The sequence below is a fragment of the Chryseobacterium sp. HNCC26DJ238 genome (assembly GCF_057180465.1).
Map to the genome: position 1 here is coordinate 1 of NZ_JBXUGI010000030.1, position 16816 is coordinate 16816.

General features: G+C 36.8%; 12 protein-coding genes. 5 read left to right on the forward strand and 7 right to left on the reverse strand.

The features are described 5' to 3' along the window. Positions 1–63: 63 nt before the first annotated feature. The 5 genes from AC2A07_RS19075 to AC2A07_RS19095 all read right to left on the reverse strand — a co-directional run bounded on the left by AC2A07_RS19075 (position 64) and on the right by AC2A07_RS19095 (position 9996). Positions 64–1110 carry a GntR family transcriptional regulator gene (locus AC2A07_RS19075; RefSeq protein ID WP_484051700.1) on the reverse strand — a complete coding sequence of 349 codons (1047 nt, stop codon included), beginning with the start codon at positions 1108–1110 and terminating at the stop codon, positions 64–66. A 338-nt stretch (positions 1111–1448) separates the two neighbouring features. After that, positions 1449–3584: a hypothetical protein gene (locus AC2A07_RS19080; protein ID WP_484051701.1), complete on the reverse strand. Its 2136-nt coding sequence runs from the start codon at positions 3582–3584 to the stop codon at positions 1449–1451. A gap of 301 nt (positions 3585–3885) precedes the next feature. Further along, complete coding sequence (locus AC2A07_RS19085; protein ID WP_484051702.1) at positions 3886–7491, reverse strand: DUF4450 domain-containing protein; 3606 nt, start codon at positions 7489–7491, stop codon at positions 3886–3888. A gap of 1 nt (position 7492) precedes the next feature. Further along, positions 7493–8896: a glycoside hydrolase family 28 protein gene (locus AC2A07_RS19090; protein ID WP_484051703.1), complete on the reverse strand. Its 1404-nt coding sequence runs from the start codon at positions 8894–8896 to the stop codon at positions 7493–7495. A gap of 668 nt (positions 8897–9564) precedes the next feature. After that, positions 9565–9996, reverse strand: a complete 432-nt coding sequence (locus AC2A07_RS19095; protein WP_484051704.1) for a hypothetical protein — start codon at positions 9994–9996, stop codon at positions 9565–9567. Between the two features lie 601 nt (positions 9997–10597). Between AC2A07_RS19095 and AC2A07_RS19100 the strand changes: the two genes are divergently transcribed. Both AC2A07_RS19100 and AC2A07_RS19105 read left to right on the forward strand, forming a co-directional pair. Next, the gene (locus tag AC2A07_RS19100) at positions 10598–10957 is read left to right on the forward strand and encodes an RNA polymerase sigma factor (protein WP_484051705.1); all 360 of its coding nucleotides are present in this window, start codon (positions 10598–10600) and stop codon (positions 10955–10957) included. Between the two features lie 293 nt (positions 10958–11250). Then, entirely contained in the window at positions 11251–11835 is a 585-nt protein-coding gene (locus AC2A07_RS19105) for a nicotinamide-nucleotide amidohydrolase family protein (protein WP_314499425.1), read from the forward strand. A gap of 252 nt (positions 11836–12087) precedes the next feature. Here the strand turns inward: AC2A07_RS19105 and AC2A07_RS19110 are convergent, their stop codons facing one another. Beyond that, positions 12088–13518: an SDR family oxidoreductase gene (locus tag AC2A07_RS19110; protein ID WP_484051706.1), complete on the reverse strand. Its 1431-nt coding sequence runs from the start codon at positions 13516–13518 to the stop codon at positions 12088–12090. Positions 13519–13748: 230 nt separating this feature from the next. Here AC2A07_RS19110 and AC2A07_RS19115 point away from each other — a divergent pair, with 230 nt between their 5' ends. Next, a complete protein-coding gene (locus tag AC2A07_RS19115; RefSeq protein WP_484051707.1) occupies positions 13749–14663 on the forward strand; it encodes an EamA family transporter in 915 nt (304 codons plus the stop codon). 10 nt (positions 14664–14673) lie between these two features. Here AC2A07_RS19115 and AC2A07_RS19120 read toward each other — a convergent pair whose 3' ends face one another. Next, positions 14674–15300: a CatA-like O-acetyltransferase gene (locus AC2A07_RS19120; RefSeq protein ID WP_484051708.1), complete on the reverse strand. Its 627-nt coding sequence runs from the start codon at positions 15298–15300 to the stop codon at positions 14674–14676. A 78-nt stretch (positions 15301–15378) separates the two neighbouring features. Between AC2A07_RS19120 and AC2A07_RS19125 the strand changes: the two genes are divergently transcribed. Together AC2A07_RS19125 and AC2A07_RS19130 are read left to right on the forward strand one after the other, a co-directional pair. Then, entirely contained in the window at positions 15379–15987 is a 609-nt protein-coding gene (locus AC2A07_RS19125; RefSeq protein ID WP_484051709.1) for a Crp/Fnr family transcriptional regulator, read from the forward strand. A gap of 142 nt (positions 15988–16129) precedes the next feature. Then, on the forward strand, positions 16130–16741 hold the full coding sequence (locus AC2A07_RS19130; RefSeq protein ID WP_484051710.1) for a DUF4142 domain-containing protein: 612 nt from the start codon (positions 16130–16132) through the stop codon (positions 16739–16741). The last annotated feature ends 75 nt before the right edge of the window (positions 16742–16816 follow it).

The following is a 16816-nucleotide window of genomic DNA, read 5'->3' on the forward strand; positions in this document are numbered from 1 at the left end:
CATCTATCATCTATCATCTATCATCTATCATCTATCATCTATCATCTATCATCTATCATCTATCTACAATGATTCTCTCTGAATAAATTTAAAAACATTATTCACCTGCTCTTTTTTATTTTTCAGGATCATATATGCAGCAGATTCTCCCATGGCTTTAAAATCAGTTGTAATCACGGTAATTCCAAGTAATTCCTTCAGAGGCGTTTCATTGTACGAAATAATTCCGATGTCTTCGCCTAATTTTAAATTTTTCTGCCTGATCTGTTTTACCAGGTTTACCAGATCCCGTTCACGGATCGTGATAAAAATATCTTTATCCTGCAGTTCCATGTCCGGATAAATTTCATCAAGGATTTCATAATCCAGTTTGAAATCCCGGCAAAACTGCTCAAATCCCCGCACGATACGGAAAGGGTAGGGATGGATTGATTTATCAGGATAGACAAGAATGATCTTTTCGTAATTTTTTATTTTATCTAAACCTTCCTTTAAAGCATTATAAATATCATGTTCGAAATCCTGAAAAATAGAACCGTAATCTCCTGAAATATTAGGCTTTGTATTGTCAAGGAGTAACAGTTTGTTTTTGGGGATCTGTTCGATAATATCTAAAACTTCCTGCGTTGAACTCGTATGTTTTGACTGTTCGTCCCGGAAATGCGGCATCACCACATAATAATCAAATCCTCCAAGGTTTTTTTTCAGTGAATTGATAAAAAGGGTCTCGTCGCAATGGTAAATATACATCTCAACATTCCCTTTGGTACCGATTGCATTGACGAAATAATTATAAATCATCATTTTATAGGTACTGGGTTTGTTGATCAGAAAGAAAATATTAATGATGTCGTTCTTATTGATGCGGGAAATATAATATCCTTTTCCTTTAACAGACTCAATGATCTGCCTTTTACGCAGTTCCTTGTAAGCTTTTTCAACGGTATCTCTGGAGAGAAAACAAGACTCACTGAGTTCGTTGATAGAAGGGATTTTTTCTCCGATTTGAATTTGTCCTCCGTCAATTCCGTTCAGAATAGAATCTACAATCTGTTTGTATTTTGGTACTCTGGAATTTTCATTGATATTGATTTCTAATGTTTCGGCCATGATGTTACAGATAGGAAATGCAGTTCAGTTAAAAAAAGCAGTAAATCGAAAGCGATTTATAGCAGAAACAAGATACAAAAATTTGAAATAACGGATTGATGAATGTTTTTAATTATAGCAATAGTTTAAAACTGTTAATTGTCAGTTTGTTATAGATTTTTGAAAGATTAGCTTTAATTATTAAAAACTCCCATTATACCCTTCAGGGTTTTAAAACTGACAGTTCCTGATATTTTCCTGTTCAAATCGTATTCTGCGAATTTAAAAACTTTCCAACAAAAAAGCCTGCCCTTTTCAGGACAGACTTTTAAAAAAAACTATATGAATGTGAAATGTTTTTAAGGCATTTTTTTAAACCCTTCTGCTTTTATTTTCCAGGTTCCGTCTTTTGGGAATCCGGGAAATTGTCCTGCCGAACTGTCCCAACCTTCAAGCATCATTGCAACGGTTGTCAGCACACCGCCATTTCCGGGAAGATAAATTCTGAGGCGTTTGTCCTGGAAATTATGACCGTTTTTGAGGTAGGTATTCGTTTGAATATTCATAAACAGCGCATCCAGAGCTTTATTAGGAAGTCCGAGTCTGGCTGCATTCATTGCCGTCATCGGAAAGTCCCAACCCCAGGTGTGTTCCCAGTTCCATCGTTCCCAAACGATATCAAGGGTATTTTTCATTATTTTCTTATCCAGTTTTGGAGATTCGGGAACCATTCCCAATGCACCCAAAACTGCAGGGTGGTCGGTCATCCATTTTGGAAATGTGAATGAATCTTTTGCTGATTCAGTTGATAAATAAACCCCATCCTGAACCGGAAGCGGAGCCAGTTTATTGATGACATCATCCCATTTTTTATCTCTAGGCTGTCCCAGTCTCTCTTTCCATTGTTGGGCGATTTTCAGGGACCAATCCCAATATGCCACTTCGTAAGTCGGATTATAAGTGTCTTTCGCCGGGAAAACTTCCTGAGCAGGAATGACTCCTTTCCCTAAATTGTAGCGATTCTTTTCTTTATCGTAAGTTGCAAAATCTGCCATAAAATCTGCTGTTGCGAAAATCAGATCTTTATATTTTTCAAGAACTTTTTTGTCATTGCTGTTTCTGTATAGCAGTTCTGTCATGTAGATAATGTGCGGCTGCTCCCAGATCAAAAATGCAGCAACAGAAGAGGGGCTTTCATTGCCTTCGTTATCCGACATTTTAATCCATCGAACACCTTTGTAACCTTGTCTTTCCGCTAATTTTTTAGCCTTATCAAATGACCTGAAATAATAATCCAGCTGTTTTTCCAAAATCTCCGGCCTTCCCCACAAAGCGTAATGAACCCCGTGCCACCAGTGCATTTCTGTATGTGGTTTTCCATACCAGCTGTTGAATGTCAGGCCTGTTTCCTGAGGTGGATTGCTTCCGCCACACTGGACTTTGGTCAGATATTCAGACAGCACAACTCTACGTTCCAGCTCATTGGCTCTCGGGTCTGTACTGCCGTCAAAATCAACGGCTGCACCGCTTTCCCAGAATGACTTCCAGCCAGAAATACTTTCTTTTTCTGCGTCAGCAAACAGTGTTCTGTTGCTTTTTGGATTTTTAGCAGAGAATTCAACACTTAATTCTATTGTTTTGTTTTTTGAAGAAGGTTCGTAAACAAAATAATGTTTTCCGGCTTCGTGAAGTTTTCCTTCGGTGAAATTCAGTTGAGTAAAGTAATCAGTACTTTGTAATTTATGCTGAATTAAGCCTTGTGTTGATTGGGACGAAACGATTTTTGTTGAGTGGTCATTTTCATTGCCGTAAAATGCCGCATCATCTAAAAACTGTCCTGTCGGCGACGGATACTTTGCAAAGACCTTCAGTCTGTTTTGAGTAATCAGATCAGATTCGATTTTCACTCCGATTTTATCTGAATTTTGAAAAGAAGCTGTCCAGACTTTTACCGAAGTTCCTTCCAACGAAAATTCGCTGGTAATAATTCCGGTCCAGAGATCAATTTTCTGATTGATGTTGGTTAAATCTGAAATTTTTGCTTTCTGTCCGTCTTTTTTTGTCAGTTCGACCCCAATATTTCCCAACTGCAGGCGATGCTGATTTACACGGTAATATTCGACAGCACCTTTATTTCGTTCAGGTTCTTTTATCTGAACGCTGTACAGCGCTTTTCTTCCGTCATTATTGAAATCATAAGGTTTTAAAGTCTCCTCAAATTTGTAATTTTCCTTATTTGGAAAACTGTTCCAGCCCCATTCAGACTGCGTTCCGAGAGAAACTCCATTTTTATAATATTCAGGGAACGACTGCATTCCGGTAATATCAACGGTGTAGGCAAATTTTCCGTTACCAACCGTTAAAGTCGAAAGTGTATCGGCTTTGGTGTTGACCACATTATGTCGCTGAACGACCTTCTTTCGGTCAATTTTCTGGGCATTCACTGATGAAAATCCAACGCAGAAAACACTCAGATATATTGCAATTTTCTTCATTTTTAAAATTATTTTTTATTTACGAGGCTTTTACATGCTCAGCCTGACAACTCTAATACTATGCGCTTTGTTTTTGTGCTGTCATTTTAATTATTTATATATATGCCACGAGTGCAAAAATGTTTTATCAATTATTTAAATTTCGTCAGAATTATTTCCCCAAACTTAATGGGATTAATTCTGATAAAATTTTCAAAATATTTTTCCACCCTTAGGGTTGGGGAAAAGAAAAATGTTTTGAAATTTTTAATCTATATCATTTTATACGTACTTATAATTCGTGCAGTCGTGGCATTACCTTTTATTTCAAAACCGTAGCACTCATTATCCCAATCACCACATCATTGCTCACGGCGTTTAATTTTATCGATTTTAATTCTTTGCTGGCGTCAATCGGCAAATCCAAAATCGTTGCAGCTCCGCCATCCACCTGACGGTCTGTAAATCCTTTGATACTTGAATATTTACTCAAAGTTCCGCCTTTGTACAATTCTCCGGTCTTCAGTTTCACACGATACGGAATTTTATCATCCGGAATTTCAAAGGCAAAATTATCATCAAACAAATCCTGCTCAATCGGCCACCAGTTCGTCGGATTTTTCAGGTCCAATGCTGTTGTAGAACCGTCAACATATTGAACTGTAATTTTTCCATTCACTATCTGCGACTGCATCGGATTCGTAGAACCAGCTACCAGAAAATATATTTTCTTCCCTTTCCCTGAAATTGGAATTTCGAGAGAATCTGAATAATTATCCCATTGGCTCACAAACGCAATATTTTTATCTGTTTTATCAATTAAAAAAGGAATTCCGAGGAAATCAACTTTACCATTTTTTCTTTCACTCATCAATCCGCTGTCATCGATTTGAGCGGTGATGAGGGGATAGCACCAGTTTCCGATTCCCTGCCACGGAAGCTGTAAAGTCGGAACTTCAAGTCTTGGCGAAAGGTATTTTTGGTTAAAAATCTCAGTCACTTTTTGATTGTATTCTGAAGCCAATGAAATATTGTTAAACAGCCCCAGGTTTTCAATTTCCCAGTCTGTGATTTCAATATTCTGCTTGATTCCATTGTATTCAAGTTCAATTGCATTAGTTCCTCTGCTTAGAATATTAACAGGAATTTCAACCGTTGTATTTTGATTTTTCTGAACTGACAAAGTTTTATTTAGGCCATTAACAGTCAGCTCTCCATTGATTAAATTGGATGATTTGGACTGAATCTGAAGTTTTTTATTCACCCATTTAATCTCCAGAGGGAAACGGATATCCACATTGACCGGTTGCCACCAGGCTGATCCGTTTTGCTCAACCTGTACGAAAAAAGTTCCTTTTCTTTCTTTGTTGATTAACTGAAATCTGTGATTAACCACCCCGTCTTGGTCCTTTGGTCGAATCCACTTCAGGGGAGGGGAGTTTTTAATCAAACCTTGTGGGTCGTAAATATTTTTGATTTTCTTTTTTGAATCGAAATTTAACAGAAGACTTTCTGAAATATAATTGATGTAATCAGTTTGTTCCTTTTTAATTTCTTCTCCTGAATATTTAATTTCTATTTTAAAATCGTTTCCTTCCGGGGTTTCAAACTGAACAATTGGCTGCAAAATGGAATTGGGCTTGATCTTCCAGCCCACTTTCTTACCATTCACTTTGACTGACCTGATATTGGAATAATTCACAGGAATCTGCATATCCAGCACCACCGGGTTTTGATATTTTGATTTGAATAGATATTCAGTTTTCCCGGAAGTTCTTGTAAAGTGATATTCCCAATCCGGAAGTTTCAGTTCTGCAGAATTCCACTCTTTCGGAAATCCTGGTTTAATGCTGATTTTATTTTCCAATAAATTCGGACGAACCCCGAAAAGCCCTTCCGTCAGAGTTCTTGAAGCCACACCGATCGGGTCAGCAAAATCACGGTATAATTCGCCACGAAATGCATCGTAGTGAGAAATCTGTTCAAAATTACCTGGACTGATGCCATAATACATCGATTCCACAAGATTTCCTTTCCATAGTTGATAGGCGTCTTCGGTTCTTCCGGCTTGCCAATATGCCAGAGCAGTCTGTAAATTTTCCGCCAGAGCAACATTATTGATCGACCAGTCATAAGGTTGCCAATTGGTGGTAGAAAGCGTATAATAGTTTTTGTCTTTCTCTCCTTTTACCGTCACCGGAATCTTAGGCGTGTAATTGTTAATGTACTGTAAGTTTTGGTAATCCTCGAACTCATTCAGAATAAATGCATCAGAAACATGGTAAATAGACCAGATTCCCGGTTTGTCGTGAAGGGTTTGATTGCCTAAAGCATCTTTATATTCAGCAAAATAGCCTTTGTCTTTAATCCAAAGCTGGTTTTTCATTGCTTTTAAAATCGCTTCAGCTTCCTGTTCATAAGGCTGAGGGTTTTCACCAATGATTTTTGCCAGTTTTGCCATTTCACGGTTGGCTCTGTAATTATACGCTGAAGTGTGCGTTACTTTACCTCCGGAATATTGAAGGGCATCACTTGCCCAGATTGCAGCATACGCATCGTACAGATCGCCGCGTTTGAAATTCCGTTTTTCCCAGTCGATATGGCGAACCATTGTCGGCCACATTTTTTTAAGAAATTCCTGATCTCCTGTATAATTGAAGTGCGAAAACATCTGGTCAAAAAACACCAGATTCATATCGTAATGGTGCGGTTTTGTGTTATCATTCGGATTTCTTGAAATATATCCGCCTGAAAAAACCGAAGTTCCCATTTTTTCTTCGTGTCGTGCAAGATGTCGCATCGTATCCATTTCGACCGGTGCGAAATCGGGTTTTAGAACCTGCGAATTGGCGTAGCTCTCAAAATGTTCTTTTGCGCGGTCGTGCCAGTTCAATGCATCAGCTGTATAAGCACCACGCCACGCATTCAGTCTCATTCTCCAGGCAACTGCACCGTGAAGGAAGGTAGGACTTTCCCAGATTGCGTCTGCAGCGACCGCTAAAGTTGCCCCTAAATTATTCAGGTCTGCATCCGGTGTTTTCAGCTGGATTCTGCCGGTTAAACCTAAACGGGATCTTTCAGCTTCATTGAACATGTTTTTTAACGCTTCGTCCGAAAGATTATTACTTGATTTTCCTTTGATAACCTGAATGTAAACCGGATGTGTCTGTGAAGAATACGAGGCGTAAACAATCGGAGATTTATCTGTTTTATTTTGAGTAAACTCAGAAAGTTTTTCTAAAGTCTCCGCATCGGTTTGCTGTAGAGAATTAACATTTGAAAAACTTCCGCTAACCGTTTGAGTTTCTTTTTTCTTATTTAAATAAGTCAGCTGAAACTGGTTTTTATGAATCTGAAAATTATTGTTAAGACAGTATTCAGGCAACAGGTAAAATCCTGATTCAGGGTCTGCACCGATGTCGCCGTTTCTGCTGAAAGTCGTTCCGCTGGCACCACCAAAAACCGCATAGATTTTTGTTGAAGAATCGATATTCGCAGTTTCCATTTTTACAACCAAACCTTCTTCTTTCGACTGTGCAAGAACGGTCAGTTTTAAAATTCCGTTTCCAAGAACCGGGTCTTTAATTTCATACAGCATCGTTCCCGGCCGGTAACGTGTTTCAATCTTTTCAGCCTGAATTAATTTTATAATTGAGTTTCCTTTCTGGATCACAAACTGAAGATTTCCGCCCATTCCCGGAAGATAGAGTGCAAATTCAGGTAAATCTCCTGCCTCGACTCTTGAAGCACGGTTGTCGCCATACAGTGCACGGTTGAAGCGGTATTTTCCGTTAACCAGTAAAAAATCGCCTCTGTCTTCTTTATAATGCAGCTCACGCTCGTTGTTCTGCCAATGGTTTGACTGGGAAAATGAATGTGAGAATGCCGACAAAGCAATAAGTCCGGCGAAAATGGTTTTTCTTCGCATTCTACGGTTTTAACTCGGTTAATGGTTTTCCGTTAACCGTTACATTTTTTAAAGTTACATTTTTCAGGTAGTCCACTTTATAAGGGATCTGAACACCCGTCATTTTAGCATTGATCATTGTAAAATCGGTTATGGGTGAAGATTCATAAGCGTCAGAAAAAACAGCATACTTACCCCCTTTGTCTACGGTTAAGTTTTCAACCCAGATGTTTCTGATGGTCGGGATGTGATTTCCCGGTTTTTCATAGTGCATATTAAAACGTACGGCAGCTTCTTTGTAAGCACCCACTTTTGTATTGTAGAAGAATACATTTTCAATGATTCCACCACGGCTTGAGCTGGTTTTAATTCGTAAAGCACGGTCAAGATTCCTGCTGTCCATCACGTTTCCGATGGCATAAATATTTTTTGCTCCCCCTGCTATTTCGCTTCCGATGACAACTCCTCCGTGTCCGTCTTTCATTTCGCAGTTTTCAATGATGTGGTTTTCAGCAGGTCTTCCGATGTCTCTTCCATCTTCATCTCTTCCTGATTTTATAGCGATACAGTCATCTCCAGTGTCAAAGTAAGAATCTTTAATCCAGACATTTTTACAGGCTTCCGGATCGAAACCATCGTTGTTGGGTCCATGGCTGATGACTTTTACTCTTTCAATTAATACATTTTCACAAAGGACAGGATTCAAATTCCACATCGGGGAATTTTTAACCAAAACATCCGCCATGTAAAAGTTTTTTGATTTGTAAGGCTGAACAAAATTCGGTCTCAGATAATAACCGTCACCGAAAATTCTTTCTCTTGCCGGTTTTCTCTCAGCCATATATTCATGAAGTTTTGCACGGGCAGGATTCTGTCTTCCGGGACGGGATGTGTTGTAACCATATTTCGTTGCCCCACACCAAAACCACCAGTGGTCTAAATCTGCATTTCCATCCAGAGTTCCTTTTCCGGTAATTGCTATATTTTCCTCTTCATAAGCATAAATCAGGGATGAATAATTCATACATTCCATCCCTTCCCATCGGGTTAAAACGATAGGGTAATCATTGCTGTCCTGGCTGAACAATAGGGTAGAGCCATCACTTAAATGAAGGTTGACATTACTTTTCAGATATACAGCACCCGTAAGAAATATTCCGTTGGGAACAACAACTCTTCCTCCGCCATCAGCGTTGCATTTTTCGATTGCTTTTTTAAAGGCTTCAGTGTTTTTTGTTTTTCCGTCACCTACAGCACCAAAATCAGTCACCAGATAATCAACTTTTCTGAATTCCGGTTTTCTGATCTGTTTTTTCAGATCTTTAATTTCCTTTAATGGTTCTTTTGAGGAAGTCCATGCTCTGTACTGTGCGGAAACTGAAATAGACAGTAGAAAAACAAAAAGAAATAAAACGTATTTTTTCATAATGAAGAAGTATAAGTTTATTAGAAAAGATAATCTCCTTAGTTATTTTCTTTTCTAACCGCAATCTAAGACAGTTGAATTAAAAAATTATCCTGCACTGTCTGTACGTTATAAAATTGATCCGAAGTGAATGGAATAAAATCAGAATATTGTCTATATAACGGTGGTACTGCCTAAAAACAGAATAAATCAGTAAAGAAATATAAGCAGGTTTCTAAAATAATTATTCCTCTTTCGGAGAAGAGGAAAGAAAGCGTATGAAGTAATTTCAGTTTAAATCGAATTATTGACTGTTGAGAAATGAATTGCACCTGTTCAGACTTGGAAGAGAGTCAGCATTAAATGATATTCAAAGCTGTACTGTATTAATCAACAGGATAATTGATCAGAAAAGTTTTCAGAAAAACAGGATGACATTGATACATTATTGCAGCTGTAAAACGGCAGACTTTTTAAATATGAATAAATTTCACCTATTTTAAAAAGACATAATTTGGACTGGAAATTTCCGGGTGATGAAGATTACATTTTTGCTGTTGGTAAAAATATTTTAAGATTTTGTATGTGTACAGGTCTCTTTTAAAATTTTTTAAAAAAAATAATCCGGAAAAAATTAATTTAAATAATAATTTTAAGATTTAAATTAATTTCAATTGGAAGCAGTCAAATCATGCAACTACCATAATATGGTTATCTTCATGATTATTGAAATCTACAGATTGAAAACATGTTTTTAGCTTTTTTTTCTGTGAAGCACCAAAGCCTATCAACGAGATTTGAAGTATGAATTTTTTTCCTCTTTTTGATTTTACCTTGATCATCAATCCTCCAAAACCAAACCTGTTTTTAATGCTGTAATTCTGAATGCATGATTGCGGAAGTTCGATAAGTGGATGTATAAAACTTTTAAAGGTTAACGGATGGTATTTTCTTATTGAAATACATCCTCCTGATAATTCGATAATAACTGATTTCAATCTTACAAAATAATAAATGAATCCCAGGTTTAAAATGAGAAGGGGAATCTCATAGATTGTCTCATGAAAAATAAACATGCTTAAAAATATTGAAGTGATGATCAATAATGTACCGTACGCCATAACTTTTACGAACTTACAATTTGAGACTTTCATAGCAGTGAGAGGATAATTTTTTTTTATGATGTCAGATTTTAATTAATAAAAAGATAGATATAATGTAATATGATTAATAATTATTAATCAATATTTATATTTCACACAAAAATACTAATTAAAAATAAAATAATACCATATTAATCTCTTAAACTACTTATTATGATGTAAATATTTACATATTTTTACATTTATATTTTGAATTTGTTACTGATAATAAGATTGTTATAGTTAAAATCATTAAATAATCGATTATTGTTATTAATGGTTAAGTTTTTTTAAAAAATTAATTAATTCTGGAAAAGAGGACTTAAATGGATAATCCTAATTTTTTTTATTTATTATTTTTCTTAAAATAGTTACATGTACATATGTTTAGCATACAATTTGATAAGAAATTATTTATCTAAGATTTTTTTTAAAAACAGGATAGAAGATACAAATATTGTAAACAAGGGTAAGGACAGTTGTTAAGGCATTATAATCTTTAAATCGTTAAGTACATCCACTTTTAATTCTTGATTAGTACCATGAAGAGGTAATACTTTAACGATCAAAAAAATGCCTTATGTATAGAAGGAACCCTAAAAAGTGTACGGACCAGGAACTGTACCTTTTACTGCAACAGAAAAACAAATCCGCTTTTGACCAGCTTTATGGTCAGTATTCGCGTATGCTTTACGGATTAACATTACAGGCTGTGCGTTCTCAGGAATTTGCAGAGGAAATCATTTCAGAAACATTCTGTAATGCATGGAATTCAATACACTCATATAATCCCCAACGAACAAAATTAAGTATGTGGCTGATTAATACCTTAATTGCTACAACAAAAGATTATCTTTCAAGGAAAAGTCTGAACTACAGTTTCAATGTCAAAAACTTCCCCAATTTTACTTTTGATATCATTCAGGAAAAAGCATGTTGAGGCCTGCATTTTTCCCTAGTACTTTTAACGAAAGACATTCAAACATCAAATATTCCGGAATTTTTGAAATCATTTTTATTTTGCACATAAATTAATACAAAAAAAACTGAACAGCAGGGTATTGGCTTGATTTTAGATTATCGCTTACTGTATAAAAAACCTCCTGATAATCTCCAGGTCAATGGTTACAGAATACCCTTAATAATACCAGTTCCATAAAAATTTTAAGTATTGAAATTGATGCATTATCTATTTCATCATACAGAAATTGTTAGATATAAGCAGTTTAAAAAATGATTTTAAAACCTACAAAGATCGACCTGACGATTGAACAGCTTTCTGCTAAATCGTTCATCAACTTTATCGTTGAATTACAAAACCTGTTGGAATATATAGGATCAGAACTATTGGCAGTTAACCAGACAATTTCCATAGCAGAAAGCGTGACTGCAGGATTCTTGCAGTTTTCATTTTCACAAATGAATGATGCGTCTCAGTTTTTTAAAGGAGGAATTACTGCTTTTACAGTAGCTGAAAAAATTGATATTCTGAATATTGAAAAGGATGAAGCATCAGAATCTGACGGGGTTTCACCTGAAATTGCAGAAGCAATGGCATTGAATGTTGCAGACCTGTTTAAAAGTGACTGGTCCATCGCAGTTACCGGATATGCAAATCCTCTTCCTCAATCCAGAAATAAATTATTTGCTTATTTTTCAATAACATATCAGGGGAAAATTATACTCACCGAAAAGCTTGATCTGCATTCAAGAACCATGTCCCTGAAAGCGCAGCTTTATTACAGTGAATTTGTTTTAGGATGTTTTAAACTTGAACTGGATAAACAACATAACCAATTAGAAAAACCTGCTTCATAATCTCTAATCACAGAGTAAACACCTGTCAAATCTTTATATAACTGCTTGTGTTACATTTGAACATATTTACTTGAATGATGATCTGCTGATTGATTATCTGAAATAAAGATGATCAGAAAATTATTTTAAAACCACTTGACATCATACTGCAGCAAAGAAATAATTTTTCACGTCTTGGGGTGGAGTATTGTGTTTCAGGATTTTACAATCTTATTAATGAAACTCACTATATTAAGGTTCAAAATAATCAGATCACTGTTTGTCATCACTCAGTTTCCTGATCATTCCGTTAAAAATATAACCGTGAAACGGCAGTACTGCATACCAATACAGTCTTCCCAGAATTCCAACCGGCCGGAAAGTAGCTTCCTGGATTAGCTTCCCGTCAACAATTCTGAAATCCAGCCAGGCTTCCCCGGGAACCTTCATCTCTGCAAAAAGAAGCAGGCGCTTTTCTTCCCTGCTGGCATAGAGGACCCTCCAGAAATCCACACTGTCTCCCGCATTGATTGATTTTGAATTTTTACGGCCTCTCTTCAATCCGACTCCTCCGAAAAGTTTATCGATACTTCCTCTTAAACTCCATAGGTAATTGGCATGATACCATCCGTTTTTTCCACCTATACCGAATATTTTATCAAGGGTTTTTTCTTCATTTTTTACAGTTCTGGTCTTTTTATCTTTAAAAACTCCCATGGTAGGTACCTCAAGAAAATTCCATACATCTTTTGAATATTTAGAATTTCCAAAAGAATCATACCATGTTGAAAGGACGTCATTCTGTTCAATTTTATCAAAACTCAGCCTGAGGCTCTCCCGGTAAGGAAGCAGATTAATATTCAGTTTTTCTGCGAGGTCATTTTTTTCTGCCACAACATTGACTTTCATACTTTCCACAAGGTTTTTAGCCAGTACATAGGATGTTGATGTAATAAAATACAGCCAGTATGAAGAAATTTTAGGGCTTAGGACAGGGACTGAGATAATGGTTCTCTTCAGTTTTCTTTCTTCAGCAAATATAAGAAGCATCTGCTTATAGGAAAGTACATCAGGACCTGCAATGTCATAATGTTTATTAAAGGTAAATGGCTTATCCATTGCTCCCATGAGAAATTCGATGACGTTTCTTATGGCTATAGGCTGACATAAAGTTTTAAGCCATTTGGGAGCAACCATCACCGGAAGCTTTTCCACCAGGTCCCTGATAATCTCAAAAGATGCAGAACCTGACCCGATGATGATTCCTGCACGCAATACCGTCAGGGCATAAGAATCTGAACGGAGCTCATCTTCCACATCCTTTCTCGACTGGAGATGTTTTGACAGTTGTTCGTCATTCACAATCCCTGTAAGATAGATCACCTGCTTACAATTTGTTTTTTCGACAGTGTCTGCAAAATTTTTGGCAGAGATTTTTTCCGCTTTGCTGAAATCTGCATTCGCAGACATGGAATGAATAAGATAGAAAGCAATATCAACATCCGGATCTAACGGGGAGAGCGTAGAAGTATCGTTGTAATCATGTTCGACGATACTTAACTGTTTCTCGTAATTTTGGTACAGCGATCGGTCAAAACGTTTTTGATCACGTACCGAACACAAAACCTCGTGACCGCTGCTCAGAAGCTGAATTAAAAGCCTTTTTCCGATATATCCTGTTGCGCCCGTAAGAAGTATTTTCATTTGTAATTGGATTGTGTGATGTTGTAGTTAACAGGTGTACCACGAAACTCAAAAAGAATAATCAGAGAAAGTACGGTACAGATGACCGTTATGGACTTACAAATCTGATACCAAGAGAATTTCTAATCATTTTTTATTGACTAATTATCTGATGTTTATCAGTAGGAGGCCCGCACTTTAATTTTTACCTTTGCAATACTGTTTTTTCTAACTCAAAACCGGCTTTACAATTGAATCATCTTAAATATTATTTAGCGGCAGTCCTTGCATTTTCGATCTGGGGTACATTCAGTCTGGTACTAAAGCCACTGCATGGATATGCATCTCTAGATATCCTCTTTTACAGGGTTTTCAGCTGTGCGTTGATCATGACGTTATTTTCAGCTGTTTTTAAAAGAAAAAAAATAATGGATAATATACATTATATAAGATCTTTACCGGGAAAAAAGCAGTGGCAGATGATTATCCTGAATGCAGGAAGCAGTGTATTGCTGACGGCTAACTGGTTTTCTTTTATTTATGTAATGAATCATATCAGTGTAAGGGCAACCTCTGTTGCTTATCTGGTCTGTCCAATTATTACAACCATACTTGCTTATTTCATTCTGCGTGACCGGCTTTCAAAGCTTCAGTGGCTGTCTGTTTTCCTGAGCTGCATAGGATGTATTTTATTATCGTACACCAATATGATTGATATGTTTTACAGCAGTCTGATTGGCTTTACATATGCTGCCTATCTGATCAGTCAAAACAGGAATTCCCGATTGGATAAATTTCTGGTTCTCAATTTTCACATACTGTTATCAGCGTTCATATTACTTCCGTTTTTTCCGTCATTTTCAGGTCCCGTTCCAACGGACTTTATATTTTATTTCTATGTAGAAGTCATTGCCGTATTCTATACCATAGTGCCGCTGCTTTTAAATTTATATGCGCTTACAGGAATTGCTTCTTCCAGGGTCGGAATGATTTTAAATATCAATCCCATCATTGCATTTATACTGGCTGGAGCTGTTTATCATGAGACTTTGGGAATTGTACAGGTAGCCGCTTACGCTCTGATTTTCCTGGCGGTCATTGTTTTTAACGGTCAGCAGATTTTTAAAGCCAAAAATTCAGAAAACAGTGACAGCAGAGTAAAGTGACATATCAGAGTTACTCTTCATTCATCAACATCTGGAACTTTTCGGTAAAGAGCCCAACGTGATAGCCATCCATTAATGCATGGTGGCCGTGTATAGAAATATTCATAGTTTTGATCCCTTCAACATCCACCATTTTTGCAAAGGAAATTTTGGGGCAGCTGTCATCAGATGAAAATCTTCTTGCATGGGAAACCGAGGTAAAATTAAGCCATGGAACTGCCGAAAAATGAATAACGTTATCCCCTGCTTTTGCCGGAAGCAGATTAGTGGACAATCTCACTCTCTCAATTTCAGTTGTAGCTGTTTTTCTGAAAACAGATTCATCAGGGTAATAATCAATATATGAAAAACCGAAAGTATTATCGGGACGTCCGACCGTTGCTGAGGCATGTATAATATCATAAAGATATGGGGTGCCGTCAATGATACGGTATCTGAAATTTTCAACGGAATTGACTGCTTTTATTGCTCTGTATAAATAGTAGAGAAAAAAGGACTGATTTTTTTCTTTTGCAGCAGCATAAGCTTTCGTACAGTCAATACTTACGGTAATTCCAAAAAAAGGCTCTTCAAACTGAGAGAAAAAAAGGTACTGTTCCTTACGATCCCATGTACTGATCTTTATTAATGTTTTCATTTTAAAAATGTAATGTTTATATCTTTGTATTTTATGAGATGCAAAATTCTTAAATACAGAAAACAATAAAAAGGACATTTGTCCCAGAGAAGAATGTTAAGAACCAATCAGTTATTTCTTGCCTATGTCAGCGATCTTTACGGACAGCAGGAACGGAGGGAAAATATTATTGTAAAATCGTATGACCGGGGAGAGATCCTTCTGTCTCAGCATGAAGAGGTCAGCAGGATTATGCTTTTGACAGAAGGTATTGTCAAATGCAGCCGTATAGAAAAGAATGATAAAGAATACATACTTGAGTTCCTCGGAACAGGAGAAATCATCGGAGAACTGGAGGCCATCCGAAATATCAGTGGGCTGTGCACGATCGAAGCGATTACAGAAGTAAAAGTATATTCTATATCCATCCCTTATTTCAGGAAGCTTCTAAAGGAAGATATTGATTTTAACGGTTTTCTGCTCAATGTTTTTGCTGAGCGTATCGAGCATACCTCCATTCGTGCTTCCTATCAGCAGCTGTACACCATTGAGGAAAGCCTCAGAAGGTTGCTCGAACTGCTTTCAAAGCAGGAATTAAAAGTGTCAAAAGAAAATATGGCTGCTTATCTGGGTGTTTCTGTACGAAGTCTCAACAGAAGTTTAAAGAGACTTTCAGATACTGATGATGGAGGCAGATATCTTTCTTGAAATAGGTTAAGAACCATCTGAGATTCATTAAAAAGAAAAAAAAGCTGTAAATACTTGGTTAGCTGAATTTTTGGCAGACAAATTGTTACAACTTCGACGGAGTAACAGTTAAAACTCCTTAAATCAAATCAAATTATATATTATGAAAAATTCAATTCTAACACTGTTGGCAGTAGCTGCTATGGTAGCATGTAACAAAAAAGAAACGACTGCAGCTGATAACTCAGCAGACACGACAAGTATGGCTGCTCCTGCAGACTCTCCGATGACAATGAATGATTCTGCTTCAGTGGCAGCACCAGCCGCAGCAACGGCGAACCTGAGCGATCAGGACAAGAAATTTGCTGATGCTGCAGCAAAAGGAGGCATGATGGAAGTAATGATGGGTCAGCTTGCAGCGAGCAATGGAACCAATGCAACTATAAAATCATTGGGAACAATGATGGCGAAAGATCACGGAATGGCTAATGAAGAACTTAAAAAATGGGCAATGTCAGTTAATTATACTTTGCCAACTGCTTTAGATGCTGATCAGCAGAAGATGCATGATGACTTAAAAGCAAAAAAAGGTGCTGATTTTGACCGTATGTATGCCATGATGATGGTTACAGATCACAAAAAAGATATCGCAGAATTTAAAAAGCAGGCTTCAGGAGGATCTGATGCTTCTCTGAAAGCTTTTGCAGGCAAAACGCTTCCAACTCTTGAGCATCACCTGATGGAATCCGAAAAAGCAGTGACTGCTGTTAAATAATGTATTTAAAGGGTGATTTGCTTTTAAAAAATTACTTTTAACAGAATTCGACCCTTATTTTACTGGTATAAATAA